Origin of the sequence: Rhizobium sp. BK418, from assembly GCF_004341105.1 — a bacterium.
Classification (GTDB): domain Bacteria; phylum Pseudomonadota; class Alphaproteobacteria; order Rhizobiales; family Rhizobiaceae; genus Rhizobium.
The window spans coordinates 110,158-132,270 of the sequence record NZ_SLZK01000008.1; the positions used below are offsets into that span (position 1 = coordinate 110,158).

Annotated in this window: 17 protein-coding genes and 1 pseudogene; 3 read left to right on the forward strand and 15 right to left on the reverse strand. The window is 58.6% G+C overall.

All coding sequences use genetic code 11. From position 1 onward, the window contains the following. Positions 1-198: 198 nt before the first annotated feature. The 7 genes from EV281_RS26845 to EV281_RS26875 are packed head-to-tail and all read right to left on the reverse strand — an operon-like array spanning position 199 to position 8,347. Positions 199-2,004 (reverse strand): ABC transporter ATP-binding protein, encoded by a 1,806-nt coding sequence (locus EV281_RS26845; RefSeq protein ID WP_132657415.1) that lies wholly within the window; start codon positions 2,002-2,004, stop codon positions 199-201. A 3-nt stretch (positions 2,005-2,007) separates the two neighbouring features. Then, the gene (locus EV281_RS26850; protein WP_207896896.1) at positions 2,008-2,943 is read right to left on the reverse strand and encodes an ABC transporter permease; all 936 of its coding nucleotides are present in this window, start codon (positions 2,941-2,943) and stop codon (positions 2,008-2,010) included. Then, positions 2,943-3,917 (reverse strand): ABC transporter permease, encoded by a 975-nt coding sequence (locus EV281_RS26855; protein WP_132657417.1) that lies wholly within the window; start codon positions 3,915-3,917, stop codon positions 2,943-2,945. Before EV281_RS26855 ends, EV281_RS26850 begins: the two co-directional genes overlap by 1 nt. Then, positions 3,914-4,897, reverse strand: coding sequence for a nucleoside hydrolase (locus EV281_RS26860; protein WP_132657418.1), 984 nt, complete (start codon positions 4,895-4,897; stop codon positions 3,914-3,916). The genes EV281_RS26855 and EV281_RS26860 overlap by 4 nt, the downstream gene beginning before the upstream one ends. After that, a complete protein-coding gene (locus tag EV281_RS26865) occupies positions 4,894-5,853 on the reverse strand; it encodes a nucleoside hydrolase (RefSeq protein ID WP_132657420.1) in 960 nt (319 codons plus the stop codon). Before EV281_RS26865 ends, EV281_RS26860 begins: the two co-directional genes overlap by 4 nt. Before the next feature lie 40 nt (positions 5,854-5,893). Continuing rightward, the gene (locus EV281_RS26870; RefSeq protein WP_132657421.1) at positions 5,894-6,775 is read right to left on the reverse strand and encodes a dihydrodipicolinate synthase family protein; all 882 of its coding nucleotides are present in this window, start codon (positions 6,773-6,775) and stop codon (positions 5,894-5,896) included. Positions 6,776-6,796: 21 nt separating this feature from the next. Further along, the gene (locus EV281_RS26875) at positions 6,797-8,347 is read right to left on the reverse strand and encodes an ABC transporter substrate-binding protein (RefSeq protein WP_132657423.1); all 1,551 of its coding nucleotides are present in this window, start codon (positions 8,345-8,347) and stop codon (positions 6,797-6,799) included. A 134-nt stretch (positions 8,348-8,481) separates the two neighbouring features. Here EV281_RS26875 and EV281_RS26880 point away from each other — a divergent pair, with 134 nt between their 5' ends. After that, complete coding sequence (locus EV281_RS26880; RefSeq protein ID WP_132657425.1) at positions 8,482-9,384, forward strand: LysR substrate-binding domain-containing protein; 903 nt, start codon at positions 8,482-8,484, stop codon at positions 9,382-9,384. Positions 9,385-9,633: 249 nt separating this feature from the next. Here the strand turns inward: EV281_RS26880 and rtcR are convergent, their stop codons facing one another. After that, on the reverse strand, positions 9,634-11,238 hold the full coding sequence (gene rtcR / locus EV281_RS26885; protein WP_132657427.1) for an RNA repair transcriptional activator RtcR: 1,605 nt from the start codon (positions 11,236-11,238) through the stop codon (positions 9,634-9,636). A 302-nt stretch (positions 11,239-11,540) separates the two neighbouring features. Here rtcR and EV281_RS26890 point away from each other — a divergent pair, with 302 nt between their 5' ends. Continuing rightward, a complete protein-coding gene (locus EV281_RS26890) occupies positions 11,541-12,947 on the forward strand; it encodes an RtcB family protein (protein ID WP_132657562.1) in 1,407 nt (468 codons plus the stop codon). Positions 12,948-13,492: 545 nt separating this feature from the next. Here the strand turns inward: EV281_RS26890 and EV281_RS26900 are convergent. Then, positions 13,493-14,594: pseudogene (locus tag EV281_RS26900) on the reverse strand (IS3 family transposase). A gap of 423 nt (positions 14,595-15,017) precedes the next feature. Continuing rightward, positions 15,018-15,908: a LysR family transcriptional regulator gene (locus EV281_RS26905; protein WP_132657429.1), complete on the reverse strand. Its 891-nt coding sequence runs from the start codon at positions 15,906-15,908 to the stop codon at positions 15,018-15,020. Between the two features lie 119 nt (positions 15,909-16,027). Here EV281_RS26905 and EV281_RS26910 point away from each other — a divergent pair, with 119 nt between their 5' ends. Then, a complete protein-coding gene (locus tag EV281_RS26910) occupies positions 16,028-16,291 on the forward strand; it encodes a helix-turn-helix transcriptional regulator (RefSeq protein ID WP_132657430.1) in 264 nt (87 codons plus the stop codon). Positions 16,292-16,420: 129 nt separating this feature from the next. Here the strand turns inward: EV281_RS26910 and EV281_RS26915 are convergent, their stop codons facing one another. The 5 genes from EV281_RS26915 to EV281_RS26935 all read right to left on the reverse strand — a co-directional run bounded on the left by EV281_RS26915 (position 16,421) and on the right by EV281_RS26935 (position 22,034). After that, positions 16,421-17,644 carry an ATP-binding protein gene (locus EV281_RS26915; protein ID WP_132657564.1) on the reverse strand — a complete coding sequence of 408 codons (1,224 nt, stop codon included), beginning with the start codon at positions 17,642-17,644 and terminating at the stop codon, positions 16,421-16,423. A 383-nt stretch (positions 17,645-18,027) separates the two neighbouring features. Further along, on the reverse strand, positions 18,028-18,570 hold the full coding sequence (locus EV281_RS26920) for an AAA family ATPase (RefSeq protein WP_132657432.1): 543 nt from the start codon (positions 18,568-18,570) through the stop codon (positions 18,028-18,030). Positions 18,571-18,967: 397 nt separating this feature from the next. Further along, the gene (locus EV281_RS26925; protein ID WP_245508368.1) at positions 18,968-19,777 is read right to left on the reverse strand and encodes an SDR family NAD(P)-dependent oxidoreductase; all 810 of its coding nucleotides are present in this window, start codon (positions 19,775-19,777) and stop codon (positions 18,968-18,970) included. Between the two features lie 65 nt (positions 19,778-19,842). Next, complete coding sequence (locus tag EV281_RS26930; protein ID WP_207896897.1) at positions 19,843-21,033, reverse strand: MFS transporter; 1,191 nt, start codon at positions 21,031-21,033, stop codon at positions 19,843-19,845. A 347-nt stretch (positions 21,034-21,380) separates the two neighbouring features. After that, a complete protein-coding gene (locus tag EV281_RS26935) occupies positions 21,381-22,034 on the reverse strand; it encodes an alpha/beta hydrolase (RefSeq protein WP_132657434.1) in 654 nt (217 codons plus the stop codon). Positions 22,035-22,113 lie beyond the last annotated feature (79 nt).

The following is a 22,113-nucleotide window of genomic DNA, read 5'->3' on the forward strand; positions in this document are numbered from 1 at the left end:
CAGCCTAGGGCTCACAGTTACCCATCAGCTCTATAGCCACCCATCAGATCAACCTGCGCGGACCCTGCAAGTATAGTGTCTGCTGTAAAGGGGACATTTTCGCCAGCAGCGTCTGCCCGGGCTGCGGCATGTCCGCAACCGAGAAGACAAAATCAACATTGATTGAACCAAACGTGACGATCACTGTCTCCGCTCCTGTCAGACGACCTGGAAGAAGTGCCCTGCTCCGGCCTGCTGATAGGAGCGCTTCGGCGACTCATAGTCGGCCGCGCGGAACGGGCTCTTGATCTCGTCGTTCGAAATCCGCCGCGTCTGGCGGCGGGAGGGGTCGGCGATCGGTACCGCCGCCATCAGGCGCTTGGTGTATTCATGCTGCGGATTCTCGAAGACAGCCTGCCGCGGGCCGATTTCGACAATCTCGCCGAGATACATGACTGCCACCCGATGGCTGATCCGCTCCACCACCGCCATGTCGTGCGAGATGAAGAGATAGCCGAGGCCGTATTTCTCCTGCAGGTCCAGCATCAGGTTGATGACCTGCGCCTTGACCGAGACGTCGAGCGCGGAAACGGACTCGTCGGCGATGATCAGCTTCGGTTCGAGAGCGAGCGCTCGGGCGATGCAGACGCGCTGGCGCTGGCCGCCCGAGAACTCGTGAGGGAAGCGGTCCGCCATTGATGCCGAGAGGCCGACGCGCTGCAGCAGCTCGCCTACCCGCTCCTTCGCTTCGGCAACATCGGCGAGACCGTGCGTTACGATCGGCTCGGCGATCGCATCCCCGATACGGATGCGAGGGTTGAGGCTTTCGAATGGGTCCTGGAAGATCATCTGCGCTTCCCGGCGGATATCCGCCAGCTGCGACTTGCCCGCTCCAAGCACCCTCTTCCCGTCGATCTCGATCGTGCCGGATCTCGCATCTGTCAGCCGGATGATCGAGCGGCCGGTGGTGGACTTGCCGCAGCCGGACTCTCCGACGAGTGAGAGGGTCTCGCCCTGCCGCAACTCAAGGGACACGTCTTCGACGGCGTGGATACGGCCGATGGTCCTGCGCAGGAAACCCTTCTTAATGTCGAAACGCGTTACCAGGTTGTCGACCTTCAGGATCGGCGCGGCATCATGTTTCACTGTGTCCACGGTCGGTTTCACAGGCTGGATTTCACCAGTGGTCATGTCGACCTGCGGGAAGCGCAGCGGCCGCTCCAGCCCGGTCATCGAGCCGAGCTGCGGCACGGCGGAAAGCAGCGCCCGCGTATAGGGGTGCCTGGCACCGGCGAAGATCTCGCGCGTGGTACCGGTCTCGACGGCGTCGCCGCGATACATGACGACCGTCCGGTCGGAGATCTCGGCCACCACGCCCATGTCGTGAGTGATGAAGAGGACGGACATGCCTTCCTCCTCCTGCAGCGTCTTGATGAGCTCGAGGATCTGCGCCTGGATGGTGACGTCAAGCGCCGTCGTCGGCTCGTCGGCGATGAGGAGCTTCGGATCGCAGGCGAGCGCGATCGCAATGACGACACGCTGTCGCATGCCGCCGGAGAAATTCATCGGGTATTCGTTGAGACGTGACTTCGCCGACGGAATACGGACCTTTTCCAGGAGCCGAACCGCCTCGGCTTCTGCCTGCGACCAGGACATGCCGCGATGCTGGACGAGAACCTCGGTGATCTGCTTGCCGATCTTCAGCACCGGATTGAGGCTCGTCATCGGTTCCTGGAAGATCATGCCGATCTGGTTTCCCCGAATGGATTGCATCTCGTCCAGGGGCAGGTCTAGCAGGTTCCTTCCCTCGAAGTCGATCCTGCCGGTCACGCGCGCATTGCCCGGTGACAGGAGCCGCATGATCGACATGGCCGTCACGCTCTTGCCGGAGCCAGACTCGCCGACCACGGCAACGGTCTCCTTCGCGCCGAGGTCGAAGCTGACGTCGCGCACCACGTTCCGCCATTCGCCGCCGACGCGGAACGAGGTGTTGAGGTTGGAGATCGAAAGTATCGGTTGGGTCATGTCTCAGCCTTCCCGCCGAGGATTGAGGATGTCGCGCAGGCTGTCGCCGATCAGGTTGATGGCAACGATGAGCAACAGAAGCACGAGGCCGGGGAAAAAGCTGATCCAGTAGTCCCCGGAGAGGAGATGTTCGAATCCGTTCGAGATCAGCAAGCCGAGCGAAGGCTCGGTGACGGGCAAGCCGATGCCGAGGAAGGAAAGCGTCGCTTCCAGCATGATGGCATAGGCAACACGCATGGTCGCGACGACGATCAGCGGCGGCAGGCAGTTCGGCAGGATGTGGCGGAAGAGAATGCTCCGGTCCGGAAGCGCCATCGAGCGGGCGGCATCCACATAGGCCCGCTTGCGTTCCACCAGCGCCGAACCGCGAATCGTGCGGGCATAATAGCCCCACTGCGTGACGATCAGCGCCAGGATGATCTTGTCAACCCCCTGCCCCAGGATCGCCAGGAAGATCAGCGCGATCAGGATCGCCGGAAAGCTGAGCTGGATATCGACGACGCGCATCAGGAAGGAATCCAGACGGCCGCCGGTATAGGCGCTCATAAGGCCGATCGAGGCGCCGATTATCAAAGCGATTGCTGCACTGGAGATGCCGACGAGGATGCTCGTACGAAGCCCGTAGAGGATCGCGCTCATAAGATCGCGCCCCTGGTCGTCCGTGCCGATCAGGTAGACCATGCCGCCCATACTCTGCGAGCCGGGCGGGAGGCGGCCATCAAGGATGTCGAGCTGCGACAGGTCGTAAGGATTCTGCGGCGCGATCAAAGGCGCGAATAGGGCGGCCAGAACAAAGGCCAGCACCAGCAGGATGCCGACAAGCGCGAGCTTGTCATGCAGGAGGGCGGAGATCACCTGACGGAATGGAGAGCGAGAACGCGCCTCGCCAGATGCGCTGCGGGCATGGACCGAGATTGCGGCATTCTTTTCCTGGCTCATCACGAATTCCCTTCAAGACGAACGCGCGGGTCGACGATCGAATAGAGGAGGTCGACGAGGAGATTGATGACGCTGAACATCACGACCGTGATCATGAGGTAGGCGAGGATGACGGGACGATCGAGGACGGCGATGGCGTCGATGATGAGTTTGCCCATGCCCGGCCAGGCGAAAATCGTCTCCGTCACGACGGCAAACGCGATCAGCGAACCGAGCTCCAGACCGATCACGGTGATCAGCGGAATGAGCGTGTTCTTCAGCACGTGCACGATGACGATCCGGCGCTCGGGCAGACCCTTCGCACGGGCGAAACGCACGAAATCGAGCTGCATCGTTTCAAGCACGCCGGCCCTTGTCAGGCGGATGATGAGGGAGATTTTAAACAGTGCCAGATTGAGGGCCGGCAGGAGAAGGTGCGACAGGCCATCCAGGGTGAAGAGACTGATCGGCACGCCGAAAACGGGCACCGTCTCACCCCGTCCGGATGCCGGCAGCCAGCCGAAATGCACGCTGAACAGCATGATCATCACCAGGCCGATCCAGAACGTCGGTAGGCTGAAGCCGAGGATGGAAAAGGTCATGACCGATTTGGAGACGAGGCTCTTCGGCTTCAGGCCCGCATAGACGCCGAGCGGAATTCCGAAAACGAGACCGATCACCAGCGCCACGAAGGCGAGCTCCAGCGTCGCCGGCATGCGGTTGAGGATCAGCGTCAATGCCGGCTGGTTGAAGACGAAGGAATTGCCGAGGTCGCCCGAAAGCGCCCTGGTGAGAAACAGCCAGTATTGTTCCCAGACCGGCTTGTCGAGGCCGAAGGACTGGATGACCTGCAGGCGCTCGGCCGGCGTCGCCGTCGGGCTCAGCAGCACGTCGACCGGGTTGCCGACGAGATAGAGGCCCGCAAAGACCAGGACCGACATCACGAATAGGGTCAGAACGGTCTGGATCGATCGGCTCAGGAGATATCCGCTCATAGATTCATGCCTCCCGGTGTTGTCGGACCGGACGCAGCGCTTCCGTAAAGCGAGATGCGCTCGACCAACAGATTGATGAATCCAGCTTCGTCGACGTCGGTAACCACAGTGGCATTCGGCACGCGGTCCATCTTTTGGTAGAAATCAGCATAGGTATAGCCCATCGTGAGTCCTGTTACCTGCGTGCCGACGGTCGCCTTGCGGCTGGTGAAAAGTTCGGGCCTGATCAGCCACGCGATCGTCGTCGCATCGTGGATCGGCCCGCCGGGCCGTTTGAAGCGCGCGATGTCGCTGCGATCGAAGGTCGAAAAGAGATTGTAGAGCGCGCCGCCGGCTGCACCCCCGCGATCGCCGAAACACTTGAAGTGTTCCGCCGTGAACAGCGCCTGGAAGGTCATGTCGAGCGGCATGACCACGATCGGAACGCCGGAACGATAGACAATCTCGGCTGCGTGCGGGTCCGCATAGATATTGAATTCCGCCCATGGGGTGCGGTGGCCCAGCGCAGTGAACGCGCCTCCCATGGAGACGATCTGGCGGATACCGCGCGTCACGTCGGGATGCTGGATGAGGGCGAGCGCGATATTGGTCATCGGCCCGATGGCGCAGATGGTGATCGGATCGCCGGCTTCCGCTGCCGCGCGCGCCGAGCGGACGATGAAGCGAACGGCGTGCTCCTCAGCGGGCACGATGCCGCCTCGGGCGATCAGTTCATCGCCGAACGAGCCGATCCTGGCATATTTGCCGAAGACCTGTTCCCTGACGAGAGGACCCGGCGCCCCGGCATGAACGGGGACATCCGCGCGTCCTGACACACCGACGATCTTGCAGACGTTGGTGAGAGTATCTTTCAACGGCACGTTTCCGGCGACGACCGACAAGCCGAGCACGTCGATTTCGGGCGACGCCAGTGCCATGAGGATGGCGGCCGCATCGTCGACACCCGGGTCCGCATCGATGATGATCCGGTGACGGTTCATGCGACGACCTTTTCGGCATAGCGGGAAAGGCGATCGAGAAAGAGGCCGATGATCCCTTCGACATCGACGCTGATCACGATGTCCGCATTGGGCTCGAGACCGCTCTTACCATACCAGTCGGCGACCGTCTGCCCCATGCACAGTTCGCTCTCGTGTTCGACGAACACGCGGACGCGTTGCGTTTCGAAAAGATGCGGCGCCAGCAGATAGGCGATCACCAGCGGATCGTGGAGGGGACCGCCACGCGATCCGTAACGGCGCACGTCGTTACGGTCCCAGAAGGCCATCAGTTCGGCAAGCGTTTGCGAAATACGGCCGCTGACGCTCGAAAACTGCGCGACATGCTCCGGTTTCAGCATGACCTGGTGCGTCGCATCGAGTGCCAGCGCGACGATCGGGATGCCGCTCGAAAAGACCACATGCGCCGCATGGGGATCGGCCAGTACGTTGAATTCCGCTGTCATCGTACGATTGCCAGGCTCGCGATAGGCACCGCCCATCATCACGATACGCTCGATCCCCTCGGCGATCTGCGGGGTCATCCGCAGCGCCACCGCTACGTTGGTCATAGGACCGAGGCAACAGATGGTGATGCGCCTCTGCGAAGCAGCCGCGGCAGCCAGCGTGTCGATGAGGAAGTCTACGGCAGACTTGTTCTCCACCGTCTTCACTGGATCCGGCAGCACCGTATTGCCGAGCCCGGTCTTGCCGTGGAACTGACCGTAGATCGGCTCCCGCAGCATCGGCCGGAAGCATCCGGCATAGACCGGAATATCCGTCCTGCGGCCGAGTTCACAGATCTGCAGGGCATTCCGAACGGTGCGTTCAAGCGGCTGGTTGCCGCAAACAGGCGTGATGCCCAGTATCTCGAGTTCCGGCGAAACGAAAGCGGTCAAGAGCGCGATTGTGTCATCGATCCCCGGATCGCAGTCAACAATGATCGGAATTAGGTTCATTTCAAAATCGCCTTTGGATTGTTGGTCAGACGGCTGGGGCTCAGAGCGCGCCGACATCGCCCAGAACCGCACGGATCTCGGCACGGGCAGCCTCGCCGAGCGGCATCTGTGGCGCCATCGGCACGCCGACCGGAAAACCTTGAAGTTCGAGCGCCGTCTTGATGCAGGCGGCGATCGAATATTTCGCGAAGATCTCGTTGACGCGCCAAAGCGGTCGCTGCAGTTCCATCGCTTTTGCCCAGTTCCCTGCCTTCGCGGCTTCATAAAGGGCGATGCTCTGGCGCGGCACAATGCAGGCGGGACCGGCCATCCAGCCGACCCCGCCAATCATCATCACGCAGACCGGAATGTGTGCGGAGGCGGCAAACACCTCGATCCGGCCGCGGGTGCGCTCGATGATGGAGAGAAGACGTCCCGTATTGGTCGAGGCATCCTTGATGTACCGGATGTTCTCGATACGGCTCAGCCGCTCGATGACCGGCAAGGTGAGGTCCGAGCGCTGGAACTGCGGATTGGTATAAAGCACGATCGGGCGACCACGGGCAGCCTTGGCGATCGCGGTGAAATAGGCCTCGACACCTTCATCGCTGATCGGGAAATACGCCTCGAGGATGGCCAAAATGCCATCCGCTCCCGCCTCGACCATATACTCTGTCTGTGCGACTGCATCGCTGGTCGACGTAGACGCCACGCCGGCGACAACGGGCACGCGGCCGCGATTGGCCGAAATCACCGTGTCGACGACGTGGCGCCGCTGCTCTTGGGAGAGATAGGCGAATTCGCCGGTGCTGCCGAGCGGCGTCAGGCCGTGGACGCCCTCGGCGATCAGGTGATCCACCAGGTCGGTCAGCACGGTTTCCATGACCGCACCCGACTGATCGACCGGCGAAACGAGGTAGGGAAATACACCGCTGAAAGACATGATGGACTACCGCTTTCCGGATCAGTTCGGCTTCACGTAATAAGGAAGCGTGTAGGCATCCGAACGGCCTTCGTAGGAAAGGTCGTTTTTGATCGCCCAGGTGTTGGCCAGATAGAAGACCGGGATGACGCCGAGATCTGTCATGGCGATCTCGGTCGCCTTCTTCAGAAGCTCCTCGCGGCTGGCGTCATCCAGCGTGCCGCGGGCTTCGCTCAGCGCCTTGTCGAACGCCGGATTGGAGTAGCGGCCGCGATTGCCCTGCCCCGCCTTCTCGCCATAGGTCTCGAGAATCGGGCCGAGCACACCGGAAGCTTCGCCGGTCTCGACGGCCGCTCCGCCCATGATGAAGCTGAACTCCAGATTGGACGCACGAGTGAAGTAGACGCTGCCTGGCAGCGTCACCACCTGAGTCTTGATGCCGATGCGGCTGAAGAACTGGCCGATCGCCTGTGCGACCTTGGAGTCGTTCGGATAACGGTCGTTCGAGGCATGGAAGGTCAGCGAGAAGCCATTCGGATATCCGGCACCGGCCAAAAGCTCCTTGGCCTTGTTCGGGTCGTAAGGATCGACCTTGATGTTCGGATCGTAACCGAAATAGCCTTCGGGGACGACCTGACCGGCCGGCACACCTTGACCGTCCATGATGCGGTCGACGAGTGCTTCGCGGTTGATCGAAAGCGAAAGCGCGCGACGCACTTCCGGCTTCAACAGCGGGTTCTTGCCGTCGGGCCCCTTTGCAAAGGGCGATTCCTCGCGGCCCTGGTCCATGTGAAGGTACATGATCCGGTTGCCCGCCACATTGACGACCTTGAGCTTGTCGGACGCCTGGAGCTTGCGCGTGTCGGCAGTTGGGATGCTCTCGATCATGTCGACATCGCCGGACAGGATGGCGGCGACGCGGGCGCTGCTGTTCTTGAACACCCGGAACATCACCTTGTCCCAGGCGGCCTTCTTATCCCAGTAATCGTCGTTGCGAGCGACGACGACATTGTCGTCCGGCGTCCAGGAAACAAACTTGAACGGACCGGTGCCGATGACACCCTTGCCAGAATTCATCTCTTCCGTTGTCGTATTTTCCATCTCGGCCGGCAGGATGGCGATGCGGCTCAGATTGTTGAGCAAGAGCGGCGTCGGGCCGTCCGTTTTGATGCGCACCGTCAGCGGATCGACGGCAGTGACCTCGGTAATTGCCTTCACATAGGCTGCAAACGAGCTCGGGCTATTCTTCGAGGCCAGGGGGACGCGCTTGATGCTGGCGACGACGTCTTCAGCGGTAAAATCGCTTCCGTCGTGGAACTTGACGTTCGGGCGCAGCTTGAATTCCCAGGTCGCGTCGTCGATTGTCTTCCAGGAGACTGCGAGCGCCGGCTGGATCTGCTGCTTGGCATCCTGGTTGACGAGGCCGTCAAACATATTGCGCGCCATGGCGCTATTGGGGCCGACGACATAGAACTGCGGATCCATGGACGTGGTCGATGCAGCAAGCCCGACAGTCAGATCCCTGGCGTAGCCTGTGAGGGGTACGGCAAAAACAGACGCTGCCAATGTGGCTGCGATCGCGTGGAATTTCATGATGGAGCTCCTCCGAGTTTCCGATATCCGCGCTCTCCCTGCGGATTGGAGACGCAAATAAAACGTCCACAAAGAAAAGAAAAATTGCATTTGGTGTTCAGTCCATGCCCTAATGTTATGGGAGTGTTTGAGCAATGCGATTGAAACCACGACAGGTCGAAGCCTTCAGAAGCGTGATGATGACGGGCGGCATTACCGCCGCCGCAGAGGCAATGAACGTGACGCAGCCCGCGGTCAGCCGCCTCATTCGCGACCTGGAGGAGATCGTCCGGATCACCCTCTTCGAACGGGTGGGCGCGCGGCTGGTGCCGACAGCCGAGGCGACACAGCTTTTTCGGGAGGTCGAGCGGCTTTATCTCGGACTGGACCAGATTGCCCAGGCAGCCGACGATATCCGCCGACACAAAAATATTGTGCTCAGGATCGGCAGCGTCACCTCGCTGGTTCGCCCTTACCTGCAGCAGGCGATCATCGACGTCATCGGCAATCGTCTGGACATTCCGCTGGTGATCGATGTCGAAAACAGCCGTCATATCTGGGACATGGTCGAAAAGAACCGCTACGATCTCGGTTTCGTCTTCAGCTCCCCCCGCATGAGCGACAAGAATGCAGTCCTGCTACACAGCGCGCCTGCTGTCGCCGCCATGGCTCCGGGTCATAGATTGGCATCGCGACGGATAATCACACCGGCCGATTTTCAGGACGAACGCGTCCTGATCCCCGGCAAGAATTCACCGCTGAGGCTCGCTCTGGATCGCGCCTTTGCCAGTGCGGAGTATCCACCGGCAAGCACGATGGAAACGTCCATGCTGAATTGCTGCCATTTTGCGGCATCCGGAATGGGAATAGGCGTCGTCGACTATACAAGTCTTCGCGCCGCGGGAGCCGATATTGTCGCGATCCCCTTCGAGCCAAGGATCGACGTCTCCTACTTCGCAATTCGGCCATCAGGCGGACAGCGTATCACCATCTTGGACGATCTGGTCCGGCGGATGCGCGAGCTAATCAGCTCCAAATCAGAATCTATCGCAGGGTGAAGGTCTTGAAGGGAATCGAACCGCCGGCAGCGTAATTCGGCTATCGGGCAATTGAAGGTATCCGAACCGCCGCCCCTGTTATTACACGCTTTTGCAACTGAAGGGATTGGGAACCGAGGAACCGTGGTTTTCTGACCTTTGCAGCGCAGTCGTCGGACGTCGTCGCCGCCTGAATTGCAGCCGACAGCGCCGCGCGGCGGTCGAGATGTCCGGGAACGACGCGGACGCCAAGGCGCAGATAGCTTGCTATCACCGGCGTGTGACGTCCTCAAATCTTATGCCGAAGCGCGCGAGATATTTCGTCAGACGATCTGCGTCATTGTTGCTTTTCTTTTCCAATCGCGAGACCGCAAACAAGGCTCTGCCGGCAGAGCTCGCCGTTGCGTGGCCGCGGCAGGTATGAAGAACCGCCGCAAGCTGCACCGCGTCAAATCGATCGAGGCGAGCGGCAGCTTCTGCACCCAACACATCCTCAATGATTGCAATGGTTCCATCATCATCGGTTGTGCGGCGCCAAAACGCCTTGAGACGCTTGATTTCGTCGTCAACGACGTCGGTCGTGATACGCCCGTGTGGCGCAAGCGTCGCCATGCGAGTTACCGAGGCCGACAGGTCGCGAAAATTAGCATTCCAGACGGCCTGCGGGCCGGTCGCGAATGTCAAATAGCGTTCACGCGCCTCCCTATTGAAGGTGACGTTTTCGCCTTCCCGCTCCAGATAGCGCCTGAGTTCGAAGTCGAGGTTCGGTCCAATGTCCTCCTTGCGCTCGCGCAGTGCCGGCAGCTGAAAAGTCCAGAGATTGAGCCGGGCATAGAGGTCCTCGCGGAACCGCCCATTGCGAACGTCTTCGCCCAGATCGCGATTGGTGCCTGCGAGCAGTTGGAAGTCTGCGGCGACCTCGCGATCGGCGCCGACAGGCAAAAATCTTTTTTCTTCGATTGCACGCAGGCACATAGCCTGCTCGTCAAGACCGAGTTCGCCAATCTCATCAAGGAACAACACGCCCTTGTCCGCAGATTTCAGAAGGCCCGCACGCTCGCCGGCTGCACCCGTAAAGGCACCCTTCACATGGCCGAATAGCGTAGACATGGCTTGGTCGCCACGCAGCGTCGCACAGTTGACTTCGACGAACGGGCCATTGATTTTCCGCTCAGCCTTCTTCAGCTCGTAAATCCGGCGAGCAAGCTGCGACTTGCCGGCACCTGTCGGGCCGGTCAGGAGAACGGGTGCAGTCGATCGGATAGCTACTCTCTCGATCTCGTCGATCATACGGTTAAAGGCGGCATTGCGCGTCGATATGCCGGACTTCAAGAACGAGGCTGCATCCTCCCGTTCCGACGCGAAGCGCTTGGCGATCTCGTCGTAACGGGAAAGATCCAAGTCGATAATCCGGTGCGTGCCGATAATGTCGGGCTCGGCCTCGCGATCGCGTGGCGGCGAGAGCTGCAGCAGCCTGCCGGGAATGATGCGCGCCTCGGTCAGCAGGAACCAGCAGATCTGCGCCACATGCGTGCCTGTGGTTATGTTGACGAGATAATCTTCCGTATCAGGATCAAAACTGTAGCCGCGGGCAAAGTCCCTGAGGCTGGTATAAACCTCGGAAAAATCCCACGGATCGCGGAAATTGATGACATTGCTGCGCACCTCCGTCGCCGGCGAAACCGTGCCAATGTCCGAGACGATACGCTGGCACAGAGGCTGAGCATGATTGTCGTGGATCAGCTCCAGCCGGTCGATGAACAGTCCTGGCTGTTGACAAAGGGCTACGGTGGGGCGCCAACGGCTCCAGCGATTGTCCCATTTTCCCGCATCCAGGGTCGTTCCCAATATGCTGATGGCGACCCGTCGCTTCATGGCTTATCCAAATTTATAATGAGTTTATAGGAAACAATAATATTCTGCGGAGAGCAATTTTCGCAACCTGAGATTAAAAAGCGAGGATCCGAAATTTTTCGTCAATAAAAACAAATCTATAATGAAAATTCGCCGCGTTTCTCCCCCTCATACGATCAAACTGGCACGGCGCTTGAAACGTCTCTGGCACGAACCAGCTGAGAGCGACGGTAACGGTCCTCGAAAGTTCGTCGCCCAAGGGGTGTGAAAGGAAGCAACGTAACAGAAGGACTGCAGACGCAGAAAAGACAATGACAACGGTAATGAGCGGACAGGATTTGATCGATGCCTGCATGAGCCAGGGAAAATGGTTTCGTCAGGCGCTCGACGCGGCCAATGCAGTTTTGGGGAACGGCGGCTCGATGGCGGACGCGCTGGAGGTGGCAAAGGCATTCCAGCCCGGACCGACGTTGGCTCTCAGGGCCGATAACGATATCGCGATCTATTCCAACATCCGCGCCGAGAACGCTTTTGAGCAGGATAATGTCGAGAAGGTCAACGCGACGATGCGCGCTCTGGTGCGCACGCCAGTCGTCCGTGCCGCGGCAATCATGCCGGACGCCTGCCCGGCGGGTCCAATCGGCACGATTCCGGTCGGTGGTGTCGTCGCTTCCGAAGCAATTCATCCCGGCATGCATTCGGCCGATATCTGTTGCTCGATGGCAATCTCGATCTTTTCAGGCGTCCATCCGAAATCGCTGATGGACGCCGTGCAGGCCGTGACGCATTTCGGCCCCGGCGGCCGTCCGCGCGGCGCGCAGTTCAAGCCTTCGGGGGCGACGCTATCGGCTTTCGAGCAGAACCCGTATTTGCGCGATGGAGCGCTGAGCGCCGGCATCGAGCACTTTGCGACCCAAGGTGACGGCAATCATTTCGCCTATGTCGGCACGATGAAGTCGACCGGTGAAACCGCGCTCGTCACCCATCACGGATCGCGCGCTCCGGGTGCACGGCTCTACGATAGGGGCATGAAGGTTGCCAACCGCTTCCGCGAGCAGATCTCGCCCGAGACCCATCGCGAGAACGCCTGGATTCCGGCGGATACCGAGGAAGGCGACCTCTACTGGTCAGCTTTGCAGACGATCCGTCAGTGGACGAAGGAAAACCACTATGTCCTGCACGACATGGCGGCGGAAAAGCTCTCGTCCAAGATTTCGGATCGCTTCTGGAATGAACATAATTTTGTTTTCCGGAAGTCGGATGGACTGTTCTATCATGGAAAGGGAGCGACGCCGGCGTTTGATAACTGGGCGCACGATGCCACGGATCTCACCATCATTCCGCTCAACATGGCGGAGCCGGTGCTGATCGTTCGCGGAACGAATGCCGCTCATGGCCTCGGCTTCTCGCCGCATGGCGCCGGCCGTAACGTCTCGCGCAGCGCGCATATGCGGCAGTTGTCGGCGGAGTATGGGGCAGATTCACGTGGTCTCAGTCCGAATAACATCGCAGCCATCCTGGATAAGGAAACAAGCGGCCTCGACGTCCGCTTCTTCTCCGGCTTTGCCGACGTGTCGGAACTGCCGAGCGCCTATAAGAGCGCTGCCAATGTGCGGGCACAGATCGACCACTTCGGCCTTGCCGAGGTGGTCGACGAAGTGATCCCGTACGGAAGCATCATGGCGGGCGACTGGCAGAAGAATGCGCCCTGGCGCAAAAAGCGCCAGTAAGCACGAGGGAAGGTAACCAAGCGTGGTTACCTTCCCTCGAACCCACTGTGTCTGGACCGCACAACGCAGCGCGTTTATACGCATCCGTCGTCGGAGACAAATATCTGCATTGTTGTGATGAACGTTGACGGTTCAGAGATAAGGTCAGCATATCCATGGCCATGACAAAACATTGGTGTCCCAACTGCAATCAAGGCTGGGTCATTCCTGTGCGTGTAAAAACGACCGGTGAGATTATTTTCGTATGCGAGGAATCTGAAGAGACATGGCTAAAGGAAAGTGAAATCGGACCCGCTCATTGGTCAGAGGTTCCTGGGGCCGGTCACTATTGTTATTTAAACGACTTCATGAAATCTATCGGTTTAGGACCAACCGAATACGAGAAGCTCGAATGGCTGGTTGTTTAGGCCGGCGACTCGTCGAGCATCTTTTCGATGATCTCGGCAGCGGCGTCCAGGAGCGCCAACGCGTGCAGCGGGGTGTCAGAGGTGGCTCAGTTTGTCTGAACAGTTTCGGGCGTTTCGCTAAGTGGATTTCCGCCTCGATTATGCCGCCACCGTCATTGGTGCCAGCGCGTTGAAGTAGGCCTGATCCGGTGTATGCCGGTCAAGGGATGAATGTGGGCGTCGGCTATTTTAAAAGGTCAGATATCGGCCAATGCCGATGCGGGCTTCGGACACGGTCTTGTAGGCGTGGAGGTAGACTTCCTATTTGATCGAACGCCAGAGCCGTTCGACGAACACGTTGTCCCCCCACGCACCCTTGCCATCCATCGAGATGGGGATTTCCGCCTTCTTCAGCACCGCCATGAAGTCGACAAAGGTAAACTGCGATCCCTGGTCCGTATTGAAGATGCCGGGTTTGCCAACGGACCAAAGCTTCCTCGACTGCTGCGATACAGAAGGCCGCTTCCATCGTGATCGACAGCCGCCATGAGAGCACACGGCGACTGAACCAATCTACGACGGCGCAGAGATAGACAAAGCCGTGCCATCGGAATAGATGTCAGGTCCATTGCCCACACCTGGTTGGGTCGGGTAACCGCCAACTTGCGCAGAAGATAGGGATAGATTTTGTGCCCAGGTGCTGGTTTGGAGGTGTTCGGCCGACGGTAGATCGCTTCGATGCCCATCTTCTTCATCAGCGTGGCGATGTGCAGCCGCCCAGTTTCCAGCCCTTCTCCCCTCAAGAGCCCTTGAAACATTCGACTTCCGGCAAACGGGTAGTCCAGATGCAGTTCGTCGACGCATCAAGGCCAGATCACCGTCGGACAATGGACGCGGTAGATAATAGACGCTCCCACGGCTGAAGCCGAGAAACTCGCGGTTCATCATTTTCTTTCCGCCCAGCAATCCCGCCTTGCCGAGCGCACCGGATAAAAAATCGTTCTCCAGTGTCAGTTCGCCGATCTTGGCATGAAGCGTTTGACATCGACGGTTGGACCGGCCGGTTCGGCCTTGGTTTCATCGCCAAAAACTCCTGTAAACCCTTAAGGAGCTGGTCTTTCCATTGCTTGATCTGGTTGGCGTGCACATCGAACTGCTGGGACTACTCCACCAGCGTAAGCTCACCTCTGATGGCGGCAAGTGCCACCTTCGCCTTGAAAGCCGGGCTATGGTTCCGGCGCGCTCGTCTTGTTCCTGGTATCTAAGCCGAATTCAGGCAGAAATTCCACTTATCCTAGTTGTACAGATTCCCGAGCCAGCTCTGAGTGACAATCCGTTCAACGAGCGGACAGCAAGTAACGATAGGAAATGGGACATCATTGAATGATGGCGTGAAGATGATCCAAGGATTCTAGAATGACTGATCATAAGATTTCAATGCCTCATCGTCATACAGTAAGATACGAGGAGGATGACCTGATATTGGAATATGAAGTCGAACTTTCTGCGCATGGTATAATTCTCTACAACCGTGCCCCGAAAGTTGTTTCCGGTGACCGCATTAGCTGCCCCGATCGAGCGGATATTATCGCGGAATGGCTCAGGTCTAAATTTAGCAACGTTAAGGTTGATACATCGTTACCTCGGTAGTCCCATCACGATCTGTGGCCGGCGGTGCCTCCCCTCACCTCCCCGGCCGCACCAGCGACCGCGCAATATCGATGATGTCGTCACGGCCGGCAGTCGGATCCTCCCGGTTCCAGGCGACACCAAGGCCGATCTTGAAATCGATCCCCCTCACCTTCTTCAATTCAAAGCCGCGGTTGGGCAGATCCTGCGTCCATTCCGGCACGAAGCCGATGCCAAGGCCGGCCGAGACCAGCGACACCAGCGAGAAGGTGTCGTCGCAGGTGTAGGTGACATTATCAGTCAGATCGTGCTCCTCGAACTTTTCGGCGAAATAGCGCTCGCTGTAGGAGAGGTTCTGACGGGAAAACGAGATGATCTTTTCGGAGCGCAGATCCTCAAGATCGATCTCGCTCTTCAATGACAGCGGGCTCTCTTTGGCGACCGCCAGCAGGTAGCGCTCATGGGCGATCGAGAAGAAGCGCAACGAACCGATATTCTCCACCGGCCTAATGAAGCCGAGGTTGATGCGGCCTGCCTCGATATGGCGGATGATGTCATCGGTGGTGCCGCTTTCGATATGCATGCGGATATCGGGATATTTGCGGCCGATGCGCGACAGGAAGGACGGCAGCACGCCGATGGTGGCGGGATAGACGGTGCCGATGGCAATCTTCCTCGCCGCCTTGCCGGCCACCGACCTCGCGATCTCCCTCGACAGATCGATCTCACTTAAGATCCGCACCGATCGCTCATAGAACGCCGCCCCTGCCCTTGTCAGCTCCACCCGCCTGGTCGAGCGGATGAAGAGCTGCACGCCGAGTTCCTTCTCCAGCGCCATGACCTGGTTCGACAGAGCTGGCTGGGCGATGTGCACCTTGGCTGCAGCTCTGCCGAAATGCAGCTCCTCGGCCACCGCAACGAAGTAGGATAGCTGGCGTAATTCCATAGGTTTGCCCCACCTGCCCTCGCAGACAGTGACCATCGCGACGCACAAGCGACGACGTTGTGATAATATGTCGGTTATATCCCATGGATTAATGCAATGCAAGATGGTGCCCATGGGCTATGGACACTCGTGCGCGCATAGCTTGGAATCTGCGAAATCTTCGCTCCCTGCGGAACATCACCCAGGAGAATCTTGCTGTCGACGCTCAGGTGGACCGAACCGTTATCAGTGATCTGGAGAGAGGAAAGCACAACGCTTCGGTCGATCTCCTCGATAGATTAGCCCTCGCTCTGGTTGCGGATATTTCTGAATTCTTCTCTGAGCCTCCCACCGGGGATCGGCCGAAACCGATGAGAGCAGGACGAAAGCCAAAGCAAATATAAGCAACTTGCTTTACAACGTGCGCAAACGATGGTCGCCTTGATGGGAATCGAACATAAGGCCAAGTTGTTATCGAAACCCGTCGAAGCTTCAATGCTCGAGTCTGGAGACTGAAGCGAAATTCTTACGCGCTAACGCCACAATGCCGATATTGGAACAGCGGACAAACGTTCCCCGAAAGGGATCACCCTGTCATGGTCGTACAAGACGATACCCGAAACAAACTTTTCTCCGGACGCTTCGGCCAAAATTCGCAACCCCGAAAAATCGGAATTCGAGACGGTTGCCGCCGCTTTTATCTCAATACCGACGATCCGCCCTCTTCTGTCTTCGATGACGATATCGACTTCGTTCTGCTGCTTGTCCCGAAAGTGCGAAAACTCGAAGCGAGTTTGCCCACCGCTGGCGAGTTTGAGGATCTCCCCAAAAACGAAAGTCTCCAGCAACGCCCCGAACTGGCCCCTGTCGTCGCGGAGGCGCTCAAGAGAGAGGTCACGAAGGGATGCGAGAAGACCAGAATCGAGGAAATGTATTTTGGGTGTCTTGGTCAGGCGTTTCAGTTTATTGGAAAACCAAGGTTGCACGGTTCGAGCGAGGAACAGGCTCTCGAAGATTCCGACGTATTTTTGCGTTGTGATGTGGTTCATCCCGATTGCAGCCCCGATCCCGGAATAGTTCACGAGCTGGCCCGAATGCTCTGCCAGAATGCGTAGCAGTCGCGGCATTTGAGCAATCTGCTCGATTTGCGCAACATCGCGAACATCGCGTTGAACGATCGCCTGGATGTAATCCGCATACCAGTCCTGTCTGCGGCTCAAGGTTTTGCGGCCCAATGCCTCGGGATATCCACCGGCCAGAACCGCAGCCATCAGGTCGTCTCCGACGATTGGTTCTCCGGCCTTTGCTTCGTTTTGAAAGGCGTCACGCAGGAAGCTGCTGCCGGACCTTCTGATCTCGCTTTGCGCAAGCGGCAGCAATCGAACGACCTCCATGCGCCCTGCGAGCGAGTCTGCCACGCGTGGCAGCGTCATAAGATTGGCTGAACCGGTCAGGAGGAAACGCCCTGGGCGCTGGTCGGTGTCCACACTCTCCTTGATCGCCAACAACAGCTCGGGAGCGCGCTGAATCTCATCGATAATGGCGCGGTCCATACCCCTTACAAAGCCAACTGGATCCTGTTGTGCTGCCTCCAGGGTCGTCCCGTTGTCCAGCGTGTAATACTCCATCCCCTCGTTGGCCATCTTCCTGGCCAACGTCGTTTTGCCTGATTGTCGGGGACCTACGATCAGAACGACTCGCGTGTCTGACATGGCGTCGGCAACGCGTTGCTCAACGAGCCTTGGATACAGCACCATAGCTTCATTCCATTGGTGACCGCTTGAAACTACGGTGATGACCAATTGAAAGTCAAGCCTTGACCAATTGAAATTCCCGTGGCGGCCGATTGAAACAACAAAAGTCGGTGGCATGCTAGATAGCGATATGAGGTAGGCGAGAGGCCATCGCACCCTCGAGCCCACCAGCTTTTAACAACGGAAATAATGCAGCTCTTGAGAGGAATCGAACCGACGACCCGCTCCTTTCGCTATGAGAACTCAGACTGGTAAGCAAAGAACCTTGGTTGCCGGGAGGGACGATTCGACCGGAGTTTATGATCACCACCCAAGCCGATCTTCGGATACGACACTCCTTCCATAGTCGGTCTTGGTGCACGGCGGACATCAACAGGAAGCCGATCTCATAAGAACAGCTCCCGAGGCAAATGCCTTAAAACGAAATCCGCGCGTTGCTCGACAGCCAATTTAGGTAACACCCGGACTCTATAGCCGAGCGCTGGGAATACCTGTCTGAGGCGCTCGTATTCGGCAATTGCGTCCTCTATTTTGAGACGTCGCTCTGCATCGGCGTGATAGATTTCAGGCCATGGAGGGGTCATGAAGACTTCGTCATGGTAGCGGTTCTGAGCGACCAGATCGTTCGAAATTGCCTCCCCCGTTGCATGGTGCAGAGCGGCGACGGCATCGATGAGCCCTCGATCAAAAAAGGTCAAGCGAGATTGTTTTTGAGCATTCTGCAAGTCCTGGACGGCCATCCCAATTGCACGTTGAGCAAACCCGGCCATGTTGACCCATGGCAAGGCGTCGCCGGCGCTTTCGAGTTGCTGTTTGACGATGCGACGCCCCGGTTCCTCCGTGACGGCAAAACCTCGCTTGGCAAGTTCTGCGAGAAGTGTCGATTTACCTCCGCCTGAGCAGCCGGAGAGAAGTACGAGTTTGCTCATTGATGCACCCGTGAAATATAAACGTCCGTCCGAATGCTTGCATTCGGCACAGGGACGCGGGAGTTGTCGTGGATTTGTTTGTGGAACGCTTAGGCGAAAATTCCCTGCGAACGGAACCTTGGCCGTGGATGGTGTCGCGGTCACCATAAAGATTTATGTCGTCAAAGCAATGAGTGCAGTTGGCGCATAGTTGCCGTCCCGGCACTTCGCTCCTTGCTGCGACCGGGGGACAGGCTGCGGGCCTTGTTTCGGTTCAGACCTCGCCGCCCACTCTCTAGGCGCTTGGCAAGACGGTCATCGACGGTTTGGCCGTCGGAACAGGAACCAGGCATTGGAAGGGCCGCCACGGCACATGCCGCGGCGAAGAAGATTGACTTGAGAAGCATCTTGTCTGCCTTTAGCTAGGGTTCATGGCGGCGAAGATGCTATCGTAGGTACCGTCACGCTCCGCTCGCCGCCTCGGCTGATCCCGCGCCAGCAGGATCTCCCCGCCAGGGTGATCACCTTGCCTCAACATCTCGATCACCTCTTCAATGAATGCATCGAGCGGCATGGCGCGTGGATCCGAGGCTTGCGCGGCTCCGGTGAGTTCCGTCTGCACGTAAGGAGGGGAAAGTTCGAGCACTTCGACAGGTATCTTGCGCAGCTGGTGGCGCAGAGAGGTTAGCCAGGAGTGAAGGAATGCCTTGCTCGCGCAATAGGTCGGGAAGTCGGCCCGGGGCACGAAAGCAAGCGCGGAACTTGTCGCTATAATGGTGGCATCCGGGTTCCTTTTCAACAAGGGAAGAAATGCCGCAGTCAAGTGCAGCACACCCAGGATGTTGGTGCGCACAATTGCCTCTGCGTCAGATGCAGTCCAATGGTCGGCGGCCAGATCCTCGGATCTCGAGATCCCGGCATTGGCAATGAGGACGTTGAGTTCAGGAAATCGGGAACGGATATGTGCGACCGCCGATGACAGGGAGGCTGGGTCGTCTACGTCGAGCTGAAGACCGACCATGCCTTCATGCTTGGCGGTGATTTCATCGATCAGGGGCTGCCGGCGACCAGCAATGATGACGCGGTTGCCGAGGCGATGAAATGCCTCAGCAAGAGCCCGTCCAATGCCGCTCGTACCGCCTGTGATAAGGATGGTATTGCCTGTGATGTTCATGTTGTTGGCTCCAGATGTTTTGTTGAGAGAATAGCGCAAGCCGCTGTAGGCCACGAAGGCGCGGATCTTGCTCTGGCATGTGATTGAAGAACTGCGTAAGCAGCCGCTCATTTCGTGGTTCAGGCTTGGCTTTGGGCCCGCACCGATGGAAGCAGAACAACGGCAGCGCATGTGGCGCACGTCCCAACGAGGAAAGCGCTTGCGATGCCGGATGATTGGGAGAGCAATCCAACGGCGGGAGCCGTCACTCCGAGCGCCATGTCTGAGAAGGCGATAAAGTTACCCACTGCACGCCCGCGCTGCGCCGGCGGAACGGATCGGGTCGCAAGAACTCCCATTGATGGAAAGATCAGCGAAAACCCGGCACCTGTGAGCGCAGCGCCAGCCACGGCAACGACTGAAACAGGAGCCAGCCACAGCAATGCCTGCCCAACGGCTTCGAGGCACAGAGAACATATCGCGACAGGAGATGCACCGAAACGATCCGCGAAACCTGAGCCGATCAGGCGAACAACAATGTAGGCGGCGCCGAAAGCAAATAGGGCGACGCCGGGCTCTGACCAGCCGGATGCCGTGTAGTAGAGCGGTAGGAAGGCTTCCATCACCGCGAACGGAACGGTTGCAAGGGCAAGCACAAGGCCGGGCTTCCAGATCAAGCCGATAACGCGGTGGAAAGGAACGCGATGAGTTCCGGATGCAGGCGTCGGGGGCAGGAACAGGGATAAGGTGAATGCGACAGCAGGCGCGATCAAAACTACAGCTCCGACAACGGCAAAACCGTATGCAGCTTGGACGGCAAGGCCTACTGGTGCGCCGACGGCCAGGGACGCATAGATGGCAATGCCCGTCCAAGACATCACCTTTCCGGTGCGGCTTTCACCCATTCGGGCAATGCCCCAGCTCATCAATCCTGTGAGAAAGAGGCTTTGACCGAGGCCCATGATCAACTGTCCCAACACCAAGAGCGCGAGACTTCCGTCGGCGCCGAGGGGAAGCGTCGAGAGGTCATATAATAGGCCGGAACTGGCTGTGATCGGCAGCCCCCAGAGGACTGCAAAACGCGGCCCACGATGATCAGCGAGTCCGCCCGCCTTGTGGCGCGTCACAAGGGTCGCCAGGGACTGCAGCCCAATCACTGCACCGACAACGACCGCGTCGAAGCCAAGTCGATGGCCAATCTCGAGAGACAAGGCGCCGAGGGGAACACTGAAGGCAAGAAAGCCCAGGAAGACCGCGACAACAATTGGAGAAAGAGCGGAGAATGTGGAAACGGCAGGCGGAGTTAATGCGTCACTTCGTGTTAAGGTCATGATAAGCGTCCTGTTGAGATCGCCGAGTTTTCCCTGCTGGGAACCCCTCGACAAAGGACGCGTTGGATGACGGTAACGCCTACGGAGACAGAGTTAGGTCTCGGCCGCCTTGGTACCGGATGATGCATTTATAGTCAAGCGTGTCTGACAACAGGCAAGCGACGCTGCTTTCCTTCCTCAACCCGTTTCACCTTGTGCTAATCGGGCTGGCAGTGCGCTATCGCAGCGTTCATTCTATAGCGCCCGCCCGGTCACTCGTGATCGGGCGGGCTTTTCTATGCGTGATTGAGGATCCAGAAAGGGGTGTCGGCAGCTCGATTGTCTGGACGCCCAAGCATTGCGTCCACCTATTTTGACGCCCCGTCCGCACCTTCAATGAAGGCAGTTACTACGTCCGGGTGAGACATCATCACGGCGTGGCTGCTCGCGATTTCCTTCACCGTGGCGCCAGCACGTTTCGCCATGTCCCGTTGGGCCGTAGGCGGCACCATCCGGTCATTGGTCGCCACAAGGAAGTAGCTGGGCTTGCCCTTCCAGGCAGGCTTGGTGATGACGCCGCCAACGGCGCCCAATCCCCAAGGAAGCTGAGCATTGGCCATGAATGCCGTCGTCTTGGCATCCACGTCGCCGGCAAACGCGGTAGCAAACTTGGCAGGATCAACGATCAGAAAGCCATCCTTAGGCGGCAGGAGCGGTGCGCTTGGCTCGCCCGGCACTTTCTTCTCTGCCAGTTTGGCGACGGACTCGCCCTCATCCGGAGCGAAGGCGGCCAGATAAACAAGGCTGCGGACCTTTGGGTCATTGCCAGCTTGGGTAATGACCGAGCCGCCGTATGAATGGCCGACCAGGATCACTGGATGCTTCGCCTTGGCGATTGCCTCCTCTGTCGCGACCACGTCATCCTTGAGCGTAACCGTCCCGTACGCCTCATCGAAGCCCGTACTCCAGCATTGATCACCATGACATCGAGTTCCGGAACGTGCTTCTCCAAGCGAGCCCAATCTTCCTCATCGCGAACATCAAGCTCCAGGAACTCGCACCCAAGACGTTGCGCCGCTGCCGCTCCATCCCAGACTGTGC